This window comes from Porphyromonadaceae bacterium W3.11, from assembly GCA_030434245.1.
Classification (GTDB): domain Bacteria; phylum Bacteroidota; class Bacteroidia; order Bacteroidales; family Porphyromonadaceae; genus Porphyromonas_A.
Genome location: JAUISX010000005.1, coordinates 165033 through 184562, shown reverse-complemented (window position 1 = coordinate 184562; position 19530 = coordinate 165033). Strand labels below are relative to the sequence as shown.

Annotated in this window: 13 protein-coding genes; 3 read left to right on the top strand and 10 right to left on the bottom strand. The window is 39.7% G+C overall.

Annotation, left to right across the window (positions count from 1 at the left end; translation table 11 throughout):
- Nucleotides 1–12: 12 nt before the first annotated feature.
- The 6 genes from QYZ87_09170 to clpP form a co-directional block, all read right to left on the bottom strand.
- Nucleotides 13–654: an MBL fold metallo-hydrolase gene (locus QYZ87_09170; GenBank protein MDN4754685.1), complete on the bottom strand. Its 642-nt coding sequence runs from the start codon at nucleotides 652–654 to the stop codon at nucleotides 13–15.
- Between the two features lie 6 nt (nucleotides 655–660).
- Nucleotides 661–1305 (bottom strand): 16S rRNA (guanine(527)-N(7))-methyltransferase RsmG, encoded by a 645-nt coding sequence (gene rsmG, locus QYZ87_09165; GenBank protein ID MDN4754684.1) that lies wholly within the window; start codon nucleotides 1303–1305, stop codon nucleotides 661–663.
- Nucleotide 1306: 1 nt separating this feature from the next.
- A complete protein-coding gene (locus tag QYZ87_09160) occupies nucleotides 1307–2197 on the bottom strand; it encodes a DUF3298 and DUF4163 domain-containing protein (GenBank protein ID MDN4754683.1) in 891 nt (296 codons plus the stop codon).
- A gap of 30 nt (nucleotides 2198–2227) precedes the next feature.
- Nucleotides 2228–4411 (bottom strand): DNA helicase RecQ, encoded by a 2184-nt coding sequence (gene recQ / locus QYZ87_09155; protein ID MDN4754682.1) that lies wholly within the window; start codon nucleotides 4409–4411, stop codon nucleotides 2228–2230.
- Nucleotides 4412–4581: 170 nt separating this feature from the next.
- Nucleotides 4582–5865, bottom strand: coding sequence for an ATP-dependent Clp protease ATP-binding subunit ClpX (gene clpX / locus QYZ87_09150; GenBank protein MDN4754681.1), 1284 nt, complete (start codon nucleotides 5863–5865; stop codon nucleotides 4582–4584).
- Between the two features lie 9 nt (nucleotides 5866–5874).
- A complete protein-coding gene (gene clpP / locus QYZ87_09145) occupies nucleotides 5875–6582 on the bottom strand; it encodes an ATP-dependent Clp endopeptidase proteolytic subunit ClpP (protein MDN4754680.1) in 708 nt (235 codons plus the stop codon).
- Nucleotides 6583–7037: 455 nt separating this feature from the next.
- On the opposite strand from clpP, the gene QYZ87_09140 reads away from it, so the two are divergent.
- Nucleotides 7038–9317 (top strand): lamin tail domain-containing protein, encoded by a 2280-nt coding sequence (locus QYZ87_09140; GenBank protein ID MDN4754679.1) that lies wholly within the window; start codon nucleotides 7038–7040, stop codon nucleotides 9315–9317.
- Nucleotides 9318–9706: 389 nt separating this feature from the next.
- On the opposite strand, the gene QYZ87_09135 is transcribed toward QYZ87_09140, so the two are convergent.
- The 4 genes from QYZ87_09135 to QYZ87_09120 form a co-directional block, all read right to left on the bottom strand.
- Nucleotides 9707–10876: an alkaline phosphatase gene (locus QYZ87_09135; protein MDN4754678.1), complete on the bottom strand. Its 1170-nt coding sequence runs from the start codon at nucleotides 10874–10876 to the stop codon at nucleotides 9707–9709.
- On the bottom strand, nucleotides 10876–11745 hold the full coding sequence (locus tag QYZ87_09130) for an endonuclease/exonuclease/phosphatase family protein (GenBank protein MDN4754677.1): 870 nt from the start codon (nucleotides 11743–11745) through the stop codon (nucleotides 10876–10878). Before QYZ87_09130 ends, QYZ87_09135 begins: the two co-directional genes overlap by 1 nt.
- A 115-nt stretch (nucleotides 11746–11860) precedes the next feature.
- Nucleotides 11861–13498 carry a RagB/SusD family nutrient uptake outer membrane protein gene (locus tag QYZ87_09125; GenBank protein MDN4754676.1) on the bottom strand — a complete coding sequence of 546 codons (1638 nt, stop codon included), beginning with the start codon at nucleotides 13496–13498 and terminating at the stop codon, nucleotides 11861–11863.
- A gap of 24 nt (nucleotides 13499–13522) precedes the next feature.
- Nucleotides 13523–16654, bottom strand: a complete 3132-nt coding sequence (locus tag QYZ87_09120; protein MDN4754675.1) for a TonB-dependent receptor — start codon at nucleotides 16652–16654, stop codon at nucleotides 13523–13525.
- A gap of 604 nt (nucleotides 16655–17258) precedes the next feature.
- Here QYZ87_09120 and QYZ87_09115 point away from each other — a divergent pair.
- Nucleotides 17259–17642 (top strand): BlaI/MecI/CopY family transcriptional regulator, encoded by a 384-nt coding sequence (locus tag QYZ87_09115; GenBank protein ID MDN4754674.1) that lies wholly within the window; start codon nucleotides 17259–17261, stop codon nucleotides 17640–17642.
- Between the two features lie 2 nt (nucleotides 17643–17644).
- Entirely contained in the window at nucleotides 17645–19042 is a 1398-nt protein-coding gene (locus QYZ87_09110; GenBank protein ID MDN4754673.1) for a M56 family metallopeptidase, read from the top strand.
- The last annotated feature ends 488 nt before the right edge of the window (nucleotides 19043–19530 follow it).

Here is a 19530-nt window from a genome sequence, read left to right as displayed (position 1 = left end):
ATATCTAATGTTTTATACATAATTAGGTCTCTCCCTCCCTATGGTTGTTATAGGACCATGACCTGATAATACAAGTGTACTATCAGGCAACTTCATGAGGACATTTTGGATAGAGTTAATAAGAGTTTCATAGTCGCCGCCCCACAAGTCGGATCGGCCCATTCCATTACAGAAAATAACATCACCACAAAAAATCATCCCATCCCCATTAGGGTCGTAGAAGGTGTAATGTCCAGGTGAGTGCCCAGGGGTCTCTAGAATCTTCAAAGAAGAATGACCAAAATGAATAGTGTCACCCTTCTGTATATCCATTGGAATAGGTGTGAAGTCACAATCAGGAGTCTTAGGCATCCCAAAGGCAGATAACTGAGTAGAAAGATCAGGCAAAACGTTCATATCCACGCATGGTACCTCTATATTAACTCCGAAATAGTCTTCAATAAAACGAGCTCCAAGAATATGATCAAAGTGCATGTGTGTAACGATACAGCGTTCCAGAGTCAATTCATTTTTATTTAAAAACTGAATAAATTGCTGTTGCTCTTCGTGAGAGGAGAACCCTGGATCGATGAGACAAGCCTTATTTGTCTCATCCCATACGATATACGAATTGACTTGCACAAAGTTAACTGTAAAGCAATGGTACTTAATCATATCCGTTTATAATGGTATATATACTATTTTCTTAGTTTCAAAAAATTCATAATCAGGGATATAATTCAGAATATCCTCCTCTATTGCAATCCTCCTGTATCGTTTTAATTCTTCTTGGAGATCCCCACCCTTAAGAGCTATCACTCCGTTGGGCAAAGCATTATTTTGTGCTTTTGTATCAATGAGTCGCTGGGATATATTTACGAGTAAATCCATCTGCATAGCAGCTCTACTGACCACGTAGTCACCTCGGTCACCTTTATACTCCTCAGCCCTACCCCTATAAGTTTTAGCATTTGACAAATTTAATGCTTTGATAATTTCGCTAGCTACGGTTATCTTCTTAGCGATACTATCAATCAATATAAATTCGACATCTGGAAATAAAATAGCTAACGGAATGCCAGGCAGTCCACCTCCTGTACCGACATCGAACACCTTAGTATTAGGAGCAAACTTAGTAAATAAGGCTATACTAAGTGAATGGAGAATATGATGAACAAAAACATTCTCAATATCCTTACGAGAGATCACATTAATTTTAGCGTTCCATTCCTTGTATAACTCCGGCAGAAGTTTGAATTGCTCTTCTTGCGATTGTGTAAGCGAAGGAAATAACCTTTTCAATAGAGTAACTTCTTCGTTATTCATTTTATAGTTTACCTAAAAATTGATACTGTGATCTAAAATATGGAGCTAACACACTATATGGGACCGTTACCTCTGTGGATCCATAGGCATATGCTGCTATTTCATATGGATTATAGTAAAATGTGATACCCTTTTCGGAGAAGTAAAATTCATTCGACATCACGACTTCTGAACCTGTAAGGCTAAATATACCATTGGACTCCTGAAGTTCTTTAATCGATTCTACACCATAGTCAGCTAGGATTTGATCCTCAATCGCATCCAAAATCCCTTGAGCCTTAGGATCCTGAAACAAGGTAGATGGCGATATCGGGCTATGATTCTTCAGGTCATAACTACGACAGCTAAAGATAGAGGTCCCATGGGCACCACCTGAGTACTCGTAATTATTTAATCCAATAGAGACAATCCCATTTTTATTATATAGCAACGAATCACTGAGATAAAACTCCTTCACTAAAAGGCTAAAAGGCGTGTGATCTCCTTCTAAATAGATGCTACTTATTTCACTTATCTCCTCCTTGAACATTGAGATCTGATAGTCCACAAAGCTATTCACAAAAGCCTGAGGATCATCTGCCTTAAGATTCAGTATTTCATGACCATCTGCGACAAATCGATCCAATAGAAAGTCATGTAACTCCTGCCTTAATGGTTCATATTTCTCACTATCAGTACGTGGAAATAACAGCTTTATGTCCACTTTACATTGATCGTCAAGCTCTATCTCGCTTAATGCCTCTTGTACCTTAGGGTCCGTATATCTCACAGAGCTAGAGTAATACTCCCATGTTATAGCATCATTTAATTCACTTCCATCGTCCTTCTTACGACAGGAGGTAACAGAGAATACTATAAGGATCAAGAATGATATTTTGTAAAGTGTCTTCATCGTACTATATATTTAAACAATAAAACCAAATTAATTGGCTAATTCTGACAAGAACATAATTCGAACCAGACGTATTTCATCTTCTTCGTACACCTCTAGTTCGCTCATTGCCTGTTCAATATTACCTGTTGGGGACTGTTTGAAATAGTCAAAGATCTCATCAATAGCATCCTCATCCATGACATCCTCGATGAAATAGACGATGTTAATCTTCGTTCCACTATATACTATAGCTTCAATTTCATCTAACAATTCGGTAAAATCCAGATTATGAGTATTAGCAATATCTTCTAGAGATACCTTTCGATCGATCAACTGAACAATAGACACCTTAAGCTTAGACTTATTTGGTACTGTTCTAATCCTAATATCCTCTGGACGCTCGATCTCATTTTCTCTGACATATTCACGAATAAGCTCCAAAAATGGTTCGCCATATTTCTTTGCTTTGCTCTGCCCTACTCCAGAGATGTTCTGGAGCTCAGTCATGTTAATAGGATAGAATGTAGCCATGTCTTGTAGGCTAGCATCTTGGAAAATAACATAAGCTGGGAGCTCAAGCTTTTTTGCCATCTTTCTACAAAGATCCTTAAGAACAGCATATAACTGAGGGTCGGCTACTCCCGATCCCGCATTTTTCTGCTCCGCCTCTATTTCTTCATCCGCATCATTAATTTGGATTTTAAAAGACGTTGGCTTTCTGATATATGCTTTTCCTTTTTTTGTCAATTCTAGCACACCATACCTCTCCACATCCTTATTGAGATATCCATCTATCAAAGCCTGACGAATGACGGCCTCTAAGACTTCAACCTCTTCACCTTTGCAGCTACCAAACTCTTCTAATTTATCGTGTTTATAATTTTCAACATCCGCAGTTTCCTTACCTGTTACAAAGTCAATAATGTATTCAGTCTTAAATTCTTCCTTTAATATCTTGACTGCTTCAAGTATTGATAATAAACATTCTTTTGCTTCCACAATCTTCTTCTTATTCTTACAGTTATCGCAATTATGACAATTGTCATGCTCATACCTCTCTCCAAAGTAGTGTAATAAAAATTTTCTTCGGCATATTGGAGAATATGAATATTCGGCTATCTCGTCTAAGAGTTGTTTACCAACGTCTTTTTCACTATTACTTTTATTTTTACTCTGCAGGAGCTTTGACATTTTCTGGACATCCTCTTCACAATAGTATGCTATACAGATGCCTTCTCCACCATCTCTACCTGCTCGCCCTGTTTCCTGATAGTAGCTCTCTAAGCTCTTAGGAATGTCATAATGTATTACATATCTGACATCGGGCTTATCAATACCCATCCCAAATGCTATTGTCGCCACAATAACATCAATCCTTTCTTGTAAAAAGGCATCTTGAGTCTCGTCTCTCACCTGGCTATCCATACCTGCATGGTATGGGAGAGCCTTAATGTTATTCGCTTGCAAGACCTCCGCAAAAACCTCTACCTGATTTCGGCTCATGCAGTACACAATACCAGTCTTACCACTATTTGCCTTGATGAATCGAATAATGTCTTTATCGATATCCTTATCTTTTTTTCTCACCTCATAAAATAGGTTCTCCCTATTAAATGAGCTGGTAAAAACATTAGCCGACTCCATCTTGAGGCTCTTCTTAATATCCTCTTGAACTACAGGTGTAGCTGTTGCTGTCAGAGCAACAATAGGACGTGGCATGATCTCATCAACGACAGATCTAATCCTCCTATACTCTGGACGGAAATCATGTCCCCATTCAGAAATACAGTGAGCTTCATCAACGGCATAAAAGGACACCTTTATCTCTCTTAATAGCTCAATATTTTCAAGCTTTGTGAGACTCTCTGGTGCCACATATAGCATCTTGGTAACCCCACTTCTTAAGTCCTCATGAACCTTATCTATTTGAGCTTTAGATAAGGAAGAATTAATGAAGTGGGCTATATTATCATTATTTGAATTGCCACGCAAAGCATCGACCTGATTTTTCATCAATGCAATAAGCGGAGAAATAATCACCGCTGTCCCCTTACTAATTAGTGCAGGCAATTGATAACAAAGCGACTTTCCACCTCCTGTAGGCATTAGGACAAAGGTATCATTTCCGTCCATGATACTATTAATAATCTCTAGCTGATGACCTTTAAATTGATCAAAGCCAAAAAATAGTTTCAGAGTATCATAAAGCTTTCTGGTACGTTCGTCATTCATATTCCAAATAAATCTATTTTCTTACCTATTCTGTGGGTTTCACATCACACTGCAAGAAATTCTTCTTTGCTTAAAGATACGAAATAAAAACGTACAGAAACACCATTTATCCATTTTAACAATTGCTAAATTCTACCAATTCATGAATAATTACCAAGATACACAGCACCTTATACCGCTGTATTTCTGATATGCTTTTCGGCGTATTTCCGAGTGATCCTCATACTCTTTTTGTTCGTTGATGGAGCTTCAAACATTGCATCTTTCATCAACTCCTCAAAGATGCTACGCAGTCCTCTGGCACCAGTTTTATACTCCATCGCCTTTTCGACAATGAGGTCATACACATCATCATCTACCTTAAGGTCAATACCATCCATAGACATTAACTTATGGTACTGCTTGGATATCGCATTGTGTGGCTGTGTCAGTATTGCTCTTAATGCCTCCTTATCCAACGGCGTAAGATAAGTTAGCACTGGTAAACGACCTATCAACTCTGGTATTAACCCAAAGGATCTCAAATCACTTGCCGTGATATACTTTAATAGGCTATCTCCTTCTTGTACATTCTTACCTCTTAGGGCACTTGTATAGCCTACCATTCGAGTATTGATTCTCTGTGCTATCTTTTTTTCAATCCCATCAAAGGCCCCTCCACAGACGAAGAGTATGTTAGAAGTATTTACCACGATCATTTTTTGCTCCGGATGCTTCCGCCCTCCCTGAGGTGGGACATTTACTTCTGTTCCCTCTAAGAGCTTCAGCAAACTTTGCTGAACACCCTCTCCACCTACATCACGGGTGATGCTTGGATTATCCTGCTTCCGAGCAAGCTTATCCAACTCGTCCACAAATACAATACCTCTTTCTGCCGCCTCGACATTATAGTCAGCTACTTGGAGTAACCTAGATAAAATACTTTCGACATCCTCCCCTACATATCCAGCTTGAGTAAAGACAGTAGCATCCACAATCGTAAATGGGACGTTAAGCATACGAGCAATAGTACGTGCCAAGAGGGTCTTACCTGTACCTGTAGGACCCACCATCATGATGTTGCTTTTCTCTAGCTCAACATCATTGGTTTCTTTGATACCCTTCTCCTCAAGTTCTTGATGATAAATCAATCTTTTGTAGTGGTTGTAGACAGCTACTGCCATAGTCCTCTTGGCATCTTCTTGTCCAATCACATACTGATCAAGAAAATCTACAATTTCAGCTGGTTTAGGAAGATCCTCTATCTTAGGCAAAGCAAACTTCTGAGATCTCTGTTCCATCTTTTTAGCCTTCTGCACCGCATTATGTACTGTTGTAGCACATTCATCACAGAGGTTACCTATGGGACCCGGAACCAAGTACTCTACCATACTTGCAGGACGACCACAAATATCGCAGCGTTCTTCGTGTTGCTGACCAGCTCCAATTGTGGACCTGTTATTTCTTTTGGCCATTATGCTATATTACTTTTCTTCTTCCTTCCTTAAAACCTTATCAACAGCACCATACGCTCTAGCCTCTTCGGAGGTCATCCAATAGTCTCTATCGCTATCTCTCTCGACTTCCTCCAGACTTCTGCCTGTATGCTTGCTTAATATTTCATATAGCTCTTGCTTGACCTTTAAGATTTCCCTCACTGTAATTTCCATATCCGATGCTTGCCCCTGAGCTCCACCTAGTGGCTGATGAATCATTACCCTAGAGTGTGGAAGAGCAAAGCGTTTTCCATGCTCACCAGCGACCAATAATATAGCTCCCATACTAGCAGCCATGCCTGTACATATCGTAGATACATCACAGCTGATATACTGCATGGTATCATAAATGCCATAGCCAGCATACACTGATCCTCCCGGAGAGTTAATATATAGTGAAATTTCTTTTCCTGGATCACTTGTCTCCAAGAATAAGAGCTGTGCCTGGATGACATTAGCTACATAGTCGTCAATCGCCGAACCGAGGAATATAATTCTATCCATCATTAATCGACTGAAGACGTCCATCTGTGCTACATTCAGCTGACGTTCCTCTATAATCGTAGGAGATACGTACCCCCTAGATGCCTGATTATTAAATATTTTAGTATAATCATCAAGAACGCCTGAGCTCACATTCAGATGCTTTTTAGCATACAGCTCAAATTCCTTTCCAAATTTCTTTTCGCTTGTCATAAATCCCTTTTTCCTATTTCATTCAAATGTGGTTTCAGCCCTTAGCTTCTATCCACAACACAAATATACACTTTTCGTCACAATCCACACTTTTTCCATGTGTAATTCGTATTGTAACGCCTTGGCAAAAATTATACCATATTATTTTATAAGAATAACAAAGGGGGTAGAGATCACGATGGTGGTCAACGCACAAATAAAGATTTGAAAGAATCTTCCCCTATTGATCATAGGATTATACCTACCTCCATGTAACATTTACGGAAGGGCTACATTAATTATATTACGCCATTAAAAAACACCATTTTATCAAAAAATTTTACCCTAACTACTATCCGTAAAAAGGCGATATTTATTTGTACAATCTAGAATATAAAGGTATCTTGTGATGCTAAATCGAATCATATTCTTATCATAAAGAAGAAATAGCCATGCCTTCAGAAAAACACAGTATTGTGACGGACGTATTTAGGCACCAATACCTCATCATACTTGCTATACTATGGTCCTTTGCGTCTCTTCCTATAAATGCACAGAACTATCCTGATGCTTGGGAAGGCACTCTTGATGTCTTCCAATATGATCAAGGCATACTTAGTTATAGAGACGACGGCGTATCGGGAAGAGCATCTATACATCATAATTACGCGAAACCTAGAAGTGGATATTTGATTTGGAGCTTCGGTACTCTTTTTGAGACCCCTCCGACGACACAAAACAGTTTCTCTCTCACTCTTTTTTCTATCCAGCAAAACCAAGCCTTATACCAATATGTACTGGAGCCTAGCCCTGATAGCAAAGAGATCCTCTTACTAAAAAAGAACTTCCAGATGAGCTCTGGAGTATGGGATAAAATCTCACAAGAAACTCTAGATCGTCACATGCTCCGTTTCGCTTCTACCGCATGGAATGGTCTGGAGATGCGTGTGATTTATGAGGAAGGTATAGGCTTAGTGATGCAGACCTTTTCACCTCATGGTGAGCTACAGACTTCAAAAGAAGTGATCCAGGTGGAGCAAGGCATGCCTGTATGGAAAATAAAACTTCAGACTCAATTTACAGCTAAGAAAAAACTGCAACATTCCTACATGTTACCAGTAGTAACTGATGAGGTCGAGGAGCAGGACGAGAGTCCTCTTAAAATAATAGACTCTAAGGTGGACGAGCTAGGCGAGGTCATACTTAAGTTGAATAAGTCCGTTAATACTTCTCAAGCCATCATAACATGTGATGGACATCACCCGACGATTGCTAATGGTTCTTCTCCTGACATCCTTATTATACAGCTGGGCGAAGTATTTCAAGCAAATACTGAGTATCGGTTTATAATAACCGATTTAATCAACCTTCAGGGAGAAAAAGAGTCTTTGGAATTTACCATTATGGGAAAGTCTGAAGATGAAAGCTCGATCGAAATACCTCAGGGTATCTTCATCACAGAGTTAATGGTGGATCCACCCACATCAGGTAGCCTACGAGATATAAAATATATAGAGCTTTATAATAACAGCGGGGAAGATATAGATCTAGGTTATTTGACGCTTCTTTACAGAAATACAAAATATGAACTCCCTCACTCTAAGTGGGCAAATCATACTTTTGCAGTGGCTTACCCAGAAGCAAATACTCATCCCACAAACATTGGACTACTGGTACCCCTAACCAATTTCCCAGCATTGAGTGGGACATTCACACTAAGATTAGTTGATCCAGACGGGAACATACTGGACCAAATTAATTACTCAAATAGGCTATATGGAGAAGGATTTCCACACGGTAAAGCCTCAGTCGAAAGAGTGGGATACAAACCAGATAGATGGCTAAGGTCAAATCACCCAAATGGAGGTACACCTGGACTACATACGACGATGCGACCACACGTCGGAGTTGAGGCGAGTTCTGTAGTCATCAATGAACTGATGCTTTCACCCAGTGGAACGGCTGAGAAATATATTGAGTTGTATAATCGGTCATCTTCCACAATAGATGTCTCTGAACTTTATCTTACATATGCAAATAAGGAAGAAGCTTCGTCCAGTAAAAGCTGGTTACCTGTGATAAATACGTTCTTACTTAAGCCTGGGGAGTATGTTGTTCTTAGCTCATTTCCAGAAAGCCTTGCTCGGATATTCCCTGATCATGACGCTAATACCTTTGTCGAACGAATAGATTTTCCATCCATCAGCTCTACGTACTCCGAAATAGAGCTTCGCTCTCATGCAGATGACAAAGTAATTGACAGAGTGATCTATAGACGACAGTGGTTGGGTGATGACAGTAGAGACCGCACTGGATACTCCTTGGAACGCATTTCACCTGATCATGATGGTACCGTAAGGAATAATTGGAGGCGGGCGAGGAGCACAGACTCTGAAAGTGGAATAGGTGGTACCCCAGGGGTGAAAAACTCCGTCTTTGGCATCCCTTCTGACACCCCTGATGATAGGAGTTATATCAGCTGGCCTGACAGCCCTGAAATAAATGATATTAAGGAGTTGTATATAATGTTACAGAGATTCGGTGATCTTGCAAAGTTGGATATTTACACCATTGATGGAGCACCTATTTATTCATCTAACGGCACTGCTATTACGGGCATTTTAGATATGATCAGACAAGGCAAAGCTCCCTACCCTACGATGCTAATGGTGGTACACATCACCTTCACGGATGAAGAAAAAGACCCACCGATCGTTAGCTATAGCTCTGTATGGCTTCATCACAATGGAGTGTGATAACCGCTCAACCCCTAAGAAGTCTTCATTGGAATTTTGATTTCTCTAGTATTATCAAGGAGTTTTAGTACTATTATCGTCCTACAAAATATGATCCATCATAATGCTCTCACGACCAAACGTTCTATAGGAAACGAAATGAAAGCCTCCACTCATAGACAGACATTGAAAGAGATAAAAACTCATCCTAAAGGCCGTTGTAGAGAGTGCCACATCCTCTCCATTGAGAGCCGTTCTCCATCTCATAGGAAAAAAATATGTTTCCTATAGGAAACGTTTTTGTTTCATATAACTAAAATGTGGGCACTTCATATCCTAACCAACATCGGTTGATAATTAGCGGTTTTAAAAAGGTTCATAATCGTAGCAGTGAACGCTCCCAAAAACAATTACTCTAAATGACTGTTGATCAAAGCATTTATAATCTTATGAAAAAGATCAGCATTAGAGTATATACCAGTAAAGTCAATAGCTCCAGGGCCATAAACATAGACTGGTACTAGCCTCCCGCTATGACCTCCCGTACTAAACTTCCCTACTATAGTACCCTTATGATCTCCTCCAACCAAAGTAAGTCCACCTGTCTCATGATCAGCTGTAATGATGACGAGGGTATTTCCATTATTTGCAGCCCATTTCATCACTGCTCCAGCAGCTTGATCAAAGTCAGCAGTCTCTTGCATCAATAAATCGAGATTATTTGCGTGTGCATAGTCATCCAACTGTGACCCCTCTATCATTAAGAAAAAACCTTTATTATCCTGAGAAAGATGGTTAAGTGCTGTAAGCGAAACGTCAGTAAGAAAGGCACCCCTTTCTTTAGGTTCTGGCAAATCAACTGAGGCAAGAGCTGCAAAAATCTTTCCTTTATTAATAGCCTTTAGCTCCTCCATGGTAGTTGCTATATTAAACCCCTTCGCTTGAAGCTCGCTGAATAAGTCACGTCCATCTGTTCTACCCTCGCTCATTAGGTATGCCCCTCCTCCAATTACAAGGTCTGCGTTAGAGCTAACATAATCAGCCATAATTTCCTGTGATGCGTCTCGGTCTAGATTATGACAGCAGAAAGCTGCTGGAGTAGCATCCCATAGACGACAGACTGAAACAACCCCTGAGCGAAGTCCATTATCAAATGCAAAGTAGGTCAAGTTGTATCTAGGAGTACCATCTGAATCAACTCCTAAAGTATGATACTTAGCTTTACGACCAGTAGCCATAGCTGTACCAGACGCTGCGGAGTCTGTTATCAAACTATCAAGGGCACAAGTATCCATAAGTCCAGTAACAGTAGCATTTTGGAGCCATACATGTCCTCGATTCAACGACATTAACGAAGATATATGTGAAAGACTCATCCCATCGCCTCTCATCAATACTACATTAAGTGGCTTACCATATATATCAAGCTGCGGGAGTGAATCTACATGATAGGGAGTAGTGCTATGAAGCGTCAATTCTCGGTCTCTGCCTTGCAGCTGCTGCTCTTCCTGAGCGATACACTTAGGTGAGAAGATAAGAACAACAGTAAGGTACAGCAGAGTAAAATAAAGGTTCTTCATTAGTCAATTCTAAAAGTAGTTACGACTGGAGTGTGGTCAGAAAGCCAAATATTACCGTCAACATTGGATGGCTGATCGAAGTTAGTGTAACTCAGTGGTACTAAACCACCACAATAAAAGATATAATCTATACGGTGGCGTTCATTAATAGGGAGACGTCCAAAGTCGTGAAAAGTCCATGCCGTCCCTTCTTTAGACTCCGCCTGGACATAACTATCTTTTAATTGCTCTCCTAAAGAAAGAATTACCGGTGATGATGGGACTGAATTGAAATCACCCACAACTATCACTGGTATAGTACTACTCCACTTAGACACAAGCTTTTTAATCATCTCAGCACTTTTTTTACGAGCTACTTCACCTTGATGATCAAAGTGAGTATTGACAAACAAGATCTGACGATCATCAGAAATTCTTTTGAATAAGGCCCATGTAACTATTCTTTCACAAGCTGCATCCCAACCAAAGCTTGGTCTTTCTGGTGTTTCTGAGAGCCAAAAGTAACTAGATTCAAGCAAGATCAGTTTATTCTTATTGTACAGGATTGGAGCAAATTCTCCTTTTTTCATGCCATCCTCCCGGCCTACCCCAATACATCCATAATCAGGTAGCATTGACTTCAAGTCAATCAACTGCCCATAAAGCACCTCTTGGGCACCTATTAGGTCGGGGTTCTGATCTCTCAGAAATGGCTCTACTAACTCCGTACGATACATCCACATGTTACCTTCATCCTCCTCTGTTTCCATTCGGATGTTAAATGTCATCACCTTAAGTGCGTCGAGGTCAGATGGTTCTTGCGACGACATATGCATTGAGAATGAGGCCAAGAAAGCGACCAAAAGGAATCGTTTCAATTTTTTATACATACTTCCAATTTTTATATCTCAAACAATTTGTATTTAGTAATGACAACAGGGTAATAGCATTCACTACTCTGCTGTCATTACTAGGTAGGTATTATAAAAAAAAATTATGAAACAATCAATATCCAGGATTCTGCTTAAGCTGACCTTTAGAGTTAATTATAACGATAGGTGGATAAGGAAAAACCATCATATAATCCTGATACTTAGCCTTATCCTGATAATCATCATAATAGTCAATCTTAAAACTAGACTTAGAGTCACTTCTATTCTCGTACTTACGAACTCTTGGCCGAGCATTTAACTCCATAGTGGCTATCCTCTTAATCTCATCATTATCCGAACGATGCCAACGCTTTAAATCGAAAAGATGGTCTGTGAACTCAAATGCTAATTCACATCTACGCTCATGATAAAGATCTGCCATCGTGGCAGTCTTCGCTAGGGGTTTGAGATGAGAGCGTTCTCTGATTCTATTTATATCAATTGTCGCAAGATCAGCCCGACCAGTCATCAGGTAAGCTTCAGCACGGAATAGGAGTAACTCGGCAAATCGAAGAATAGGAAAGTTAATTCGTGTAGTCATGAAGTTACCATTCGGATTAACGTAGCCATCATCCATAGCATTCTTATGCTTGAAGGCATCCATATACTTATTAATCTGAAATCCAGACTCTATATCTTGTGCAGCATAGAATCGCATAGTCTCACCGAAATACACAAATTCTTGATCATAAGCTAAAATAGATCTAACCAAACGGTCATTCCCATCTCCATCGAGAAGCATCTCCTCATAGATATCTAAGGTCGGTTTGATTTGACCCCAACCATTATACTTACCCCAACCTTTATTTTCGAGTACAACTCCAGGAAACTTAGATCCACCGCCTAAAGTACCACCATTGCTTGGTACAGTCCATACGTACTCTCTATTCCAGAAGTCAGAAAACTCAGAAGAGAATACCTGATCAAAAGAATCAGCTAGTCCTCTATTATATTCTGTCTCCAGCTCATTCACCAGCTTAATAACCTCAGACCACCTACTTTTATCCCAAGTCGCCCAATACGCATTAACCTTTGCCTTATACCCTATAGCAGCCACCTTGTGTGCACGGCCCCTATCAGCTTCACTGTACTCCTCAAAACGTGGCAAGTACTCTATAGCATGGTCAAGATCTTCAATAATAAGTTGATAATTCTCCATCACACTTTTCCTCTGAGTAGGGATAGAATTATCATAGCCATCTTCATAATCCTCATACCTCACAAAGGGAAACCCTTGCTCATCAGTAGCATATCTATAAGCAAGATAAAAATGAGCAAAGGCTCTCATAAAGTACGACTCCCCTAGAGATCGCTTCTCTATATCAGAGAGTTCTTGTGTAGATTGTTTTTTGAGAAAACCATCAATAGCGAAGTTAGCTCTAGCGATAGACGCATTCAGGTGTTCATACGCACTAGTCAATCTAGACTCATCACCAGTGTACTTGAATGTACAAAGTGTAGTCCCCGAAGATGATCGTCCCCAGACAATATCATTTGCAGCTCCCTGCTCCCAAAATAGATTTCGCCCGAAGAGTTGCTCTTGGTGTATTCTTGCATACATGCCATCAACAATCTTGATAGCCTGATAATCATTCTTGAAGTAGTTATCTGCCGTAGGTGTTCCTTCAGGCTTAACATCCAGAAAACCTTTACAAGCGGAGAAGGTCGCGATTGTCAAAAGGAACCCTATATAATATATTATTTTTTTCATGTCTCTAGTGTTCTATTCGATTCGTTAATAAGTCATTTTTATACCAAAAGAGAAGACTCTAGATACTGGGTACTTCATAGCATCCCAACCTCCAGTCTCTGGGTCCATACCAGAATATTTAGTGAAAGTAAGTAAGTTATCACCACTCATGAAGAGAGATAAAGAACTCATACGATCATTAAGATGATCCCAGTTCCGAATAACATCGGTCAGGTCATACGAAATAGTAACATTCTTGACTCTTAAATAAGAAGCATCCTCGAGGTACCAGTCTGATGGTCTAGAAAAGTTTTGGTTAGGATCATTTTTTGAAAGTCGAGGTATATTAGACCCTGTATTTGTAGGAGACCAGGCATCTAAAATTCTGCTATCCCTATTGAAATTGCCGTTGACATCGCTCATGGTCATATACTTAGCGACATTAAGTGCTTGTGCTCCATGTACGCCCTGCAGCATCAATGATAAAGAAAGCTTTTTGTAAGTTGCTCCTAGAGTCAATGCGTAAGTGAAATCTGGAGTAGCATTGCCCATATATTGGCGGTCTTCATTATCGATATTACCGTCACCATTGAAATCTACAAACTTCAGGTCCCCAGCTTTTGCATTTGGCTGGATTCGTTTCCCATCGTGCGTATAATCCTCAGCTTCTTGATCAGTTTGAAAGATTCCGTCAGTCTTGATAAGATAAAACGAATTGAGAGGCTCTCCTTCAGCAGTCTGAATCATATACGGGATATCACGGAATTCTGAACTTTTCACAGCCCATACCCCTTTAGTACCATCACTATTCATCACTCCTATATTAGATACCCAGTTCTTGAGATATGTTAGGTTACCACTAATTGAGTATGAGAAATCCTTAATAGGATTATTGTACCAATTGAAGCTTAATTCAAAACCCTGATTTTTGATTTCCCCTTCGTTGATTAATGGAGCATCAAGTCCAATTGTACTAGGCCACCCGAGAGTCTGCTCTTGAATTAAGTTGAAAGTTCTTTTGTCAAAATAATCCATAGATAGTGATAACTTATTTCTAAACATCACAAGGTCTATACCCAAGTCTAGTTGTTCAGCGGTCTCCCATGTAAGATTAGGATTGGATTGATTACTAAAGTAGAAAAAGGTATTATACTGAGTATTTATCTCTGCTCCATAATGTGCACCTTCATCCCAGAACGTACGACCAAGAGTCGGGGACTTATAATTCATTCCAACGGAGCTTAAATTACCAATCCGCCCCCATGATCCACGAAATTTGAGGAGTGAGAGGATATCATTTTTAGGAAAGAATCCTTCATTAGAAATCTTCCAAGCAGCTGTCACGGCAGGGAAATCTCCATAGTTTTTGTTCTCTGGGAGACGTCCAGCATAATCTCTTCTCCATGAAGCTGTGGCGAAGTAGCGATCATCGTAACTATATGATAGACGCGAAACAATCGAAAGATTGGCATCAGGTCCACCAAACCAGTCATCCGCTGAAGTACTTTCAGCATTTGGCATATACACCATCGAAGCACTCTCATCGGCAAAGCTCCTACCTATCCCGCTCATTCCGCGAGACTCCCAATGATTTGCAGTGCTTGAGACAAGAGCTCCGACAGAGTGCTTGTCCAATGTGGTATCATAAGTAAGTGTATTCTCGACATCCCATGCCTCTGTGCGATAAGAGTTCTGAGAAAGAGTATTATCTTCATTTGGTTTGCCGGGTTCATCCACGCGAGGATTAAAGTTTTTGTAAAATGAGTTGTAGATATTGTAAGAAAAACGGCTATTGAACTTAAAGCCCGGCACAATATTTTTTACCGTCAAAGAAGAGGTAGACCACAAGTCACTACTTTTATTAAAGCGATTTTCTGCAATCAGTAGGCGAACTGGGTTTACAACGTCTCCGTGAGCAGCAGCTAGGTTAGGACCATACTTTTTGATATATTCGGGGTCCTCAGTTGTGACTCCTCCAAAGCTCCCATCAAGAGGGTTATATACCTCTGCACTCGAAGGCATATAAATGGCTGATAAGATTGGGCCCGTATAAGCATCATTAGTATTTTTGCTTCTACTATCGCCTTGACTCCATATTAGGTCTTCTGAAATTGTCACATAGTTATTAATGTCAAAAGAGCCATTGTACCTTAAAGAAAGGTTTTTATTGTAAGTGCCAATCAGTACACCTTGATTATCATCGTAAGAAAACGTAAAGCGGTTTGCGGAAACGTCTGTACCCACATTCAGTGCTATATTGTGGCGATGATAGGTAGCAGTCCGGAATATCTCATCCATCCAATTGGTACGAGTGGTTGTGATCCATGGATTCTTTGTAGGATTCCAAGCATCGGGAATAGTCCTTCCCGCATTTTTCAACGAAAGCGTACGCATCCTGAGCTGTTCTTCTGCATTAAGTCCTCTTGGTAAGTTTGAGGCCTGTCGAAAACCAACGATACCATCGTAGGAAATAGATGGGGCTCCCTTTCTTGCCTTCTTTGTTGTTACAAGCACTACTCCACCAGCCCCAGATTGAGCTCCATATATTGCTGCTGATGCGGCATCTTTCAGCACTACAATTGACTCTATTTCATTGACTGAGGTTATAGGAGCTCCTGGTACTCCATCTACCACCCAAAGAACGTTATCTCCATTCTGAGAACCTTGACCACGTATTATTAAACTGGGCAAACCTGTTGGATCACCCCCATTAGACTGAACTGTAACACCCGCAAGCTGACCTTGTAACATAGAGGTAGCTGAAGATACGGGGCGTACTGTTAGTTCATCTGTATTAGATATAACTCCTACAGATGCGGATAGGTCTTGCTTACGAGCAGAGGCACCATAACCGATGATCACCACTTCGTCAAGACTTTGAACGTCTTCTTTTAGCTCTATCCTTAGTTCTGTGGTCTCTGATGTTACGGGTATCTCCACAGTCTTATAACCAATATAACTAACCTGTATAATGGCTGGCACTGTTACATTCTTAATGATAAACCTACCATCTAGGTCTGTTATGGCACCTTGAGAAGTCCCTTTCACTTGTACCCTAGCACCTATCACGGCCTCGTTGTAGGACTTTTCCCAAACCAAACCAGAGATAGTCTCTTGCCTTCCACCCTGTGCTCGAGCTTCTCCTAATGTGAAGAACATCAGGGGAATGGAGAGCATAAAAATAAAAAAGAGAAAGCGTTTAAATTGTTGTTTCATAAATAATTTAAAGTTTTTAATGAATTACCACACAAAAATGGGATACTTATCTATTAGCACTTTTTAAGCACTTTTGAATTCGCCGCAAAGGTAAAAGGAAGAAAGCACAAAGCAGTGACACCGATGTTAAGAAGCTGCTATATCCTCAATAATATGATAGATAGAGGGGAGAAGCTGATGTCACAGTATTAGATTAATTAAGTATTGTATGGGCATACATCACTCAGCAAAAAACTTACAACTTCATATAAATATTCTATTTTAAAGACCTTTCTCTAAAAGTGAGTTAAAACTAATTTTCGACACAAATGGAGATATGCCCCTTGGTTATGAATTTTCTCTCTTCCTTTGTAACAGAAGATTTTAGTACATAGAAATCTATTTGAAAACAGCATATTAACTATCTTGATAAGAAACTATATTATAGATCAATAGACCATATCCTGACAATGTTTTATAGGTACTTCTGCGAAAATATCGTAGAAAAAGAGCGAAAAACTTTGTTTATCTCCGAAATATTCGTAAATTGCCTACGAATAAATCGTAACTCCAAATTTTGATCAAAATGGAAAAGAATAATTTTTTAAACGCACTTACTCCTCAAGAGGAAGATATCATGCGAGCTTACTGGATAATAGGCAAAGGGGAAATCAGCGATGCTATAAAAGAGATGAAACATAATGATCTACCCTACACGACAATCGCCTCAACGGTATATAAGCTTGAAGATAAGAAATATCTTAAAAGAGTTGGAAAAAAAAGAGGGTACGTCTTTGCACCAAAAGTTTCAGAGCGTGATTACGCCAATCGTACGCTAAAGTACGTCGTCTCCAACTTTTTTACCGGCTCCTATAAGGATCTAGTCAGTTACTTTGCAGAAGAGCAAAAACTGACCAGAGAAGAGATTAAAGAAATACTTGAGATGATTGATAACGATAGCACAAAATAATTATGGCACTTATTAGATACTTAATATGGTCTAGTGTAGGAATTGCCCTATTCTATTTAATAGACATCCTATTCCTAAGGCGTAGCAATATGCTTAAGGCTCAGCGTTGGTATTATATCTTTGCTATCCTCATCAGCTTAACGCTTCCTTTACTCTCTTCGCTTATCTCTCCCGTACAAGACGTCTTTGAGAGCATGATGCTGCCCAATTTCACCATCACCTATACCCCTTCTCCTGACACCATCGAAAGAGAATTGGTAGCGATGGAGGCTACTGAGCCAATCACATCCGCTATGTGGACCTTAGGATGGTGGAAAAACACTTTACTAATAATATGGGTATCAGGGCTATTTATCCTCGGACTAAGATTGGCAATAGGATGGATTACGTTGCGTCGCTTACTGAAGGGAGCTGAAAAAAGAAAACAAGGCGAAGCAACCCTCTACCTAGTAGATAAGAAAATAGCTCCCTTTACCTATCGGAAAAGTATTGTCATTAATCGTACTATGGCTCATGACTCCATCATGAACTCTATATTATGCCATGAGTTGGAGCACGTTCGACAGAAACATTATAGAGATCTTACCCTCGGAGTATTGCTGCAGCTACTTCAGTGGTGGAATCCCTTTGCGTGGAGTTTGCTCCACAATCAACGCAATACGCTTGAATATCTAGCAGACGAAGGCGTATTAAGCTCTGGACTAGACAAAAAAAGGTATCAATTACACCTTTTACAAGGTGTTACAGGCCTATCCCTAGAGCTTCCACTATTATCATTTTCAGTACAAAACCTTAAAAAAAGAATTTTAACAATGAACACTCAGAAAAAAGAAAAGAAATGGGCTGGCATCATGTGTGCCTTGACCTCAATACCTGTTGCAGCTGTTTTACTATTTAGCACGCAACTCGTTAATGCTAAACCAGCTCCAGATATCTTATTGGATGGCGAAAAGAACAACACCGAAATGATTTCAAAAGATATAAATACCATTGCTCCTGTATCCGAACTTCAAGAACCTACTAGACAGGACCCTCCTAAAAAGGATGGAGAAGTTTTTGAATACACAGATGAGATGCCCGAATTTCCCGGCGGAATGACGGAACTAATGTCCTGGTTAAGTGAAAACATTAAATATCCTGCTGAGGCTGTTAAGCAAAAAATTGAAGGAAGGGTATTTGTGTCCTTTATAATCGAGAAAGATGGCTCAGTATCTAATCTCACAATAGCAAAAGGTGCTCATGAGCTTTTAGACCAGGAAGCTTTGCGAATAGTAGGTCTTATGCCGAAATGGAAACCTGGCAAAGACAAAGGTAAACTAGTTCGTTGTCGTTACACACTACCCATCAGTTTCAAGCTACCTCTAGAGCAGAATAATTCAAAAGATAATGGAAAAGAATGAAATAGGTGCATTATCTCATGACTTAACCAAATATTATTATATATTTATTTGAACCAGTAGGTCGGTGAACTAAGCATCTCCGACCTACTTCCTTTATTTTCGTATACCTATTATACTATACGAACCACAGGAATAGAGATGTTTGACTTATATTTTCTTCAAATATGACTTCATTGACTAATAACAGGGCGGTAGAAAATCTTTTATGAGTTAGATAGAGAACTCTTTCTCTCAAATTACATCATATACTCCACCATGAACATTATTGAGCATATGTACATACATTTTACACACATTAAATTATGGTATTCAGGTTTTATTACGATATTATTACATGCCCCCATAACATGTGAGAGTTCTCCCACTCGGACATGATAGGTAGTGTGGTGCTAAAAGCATACAAAACAAGTAGATATTAGAATAATTAGCTCAAAATGACTATCTTTGTACATAGTAATGAAGATTACTACATATAAATAGTGTATAAG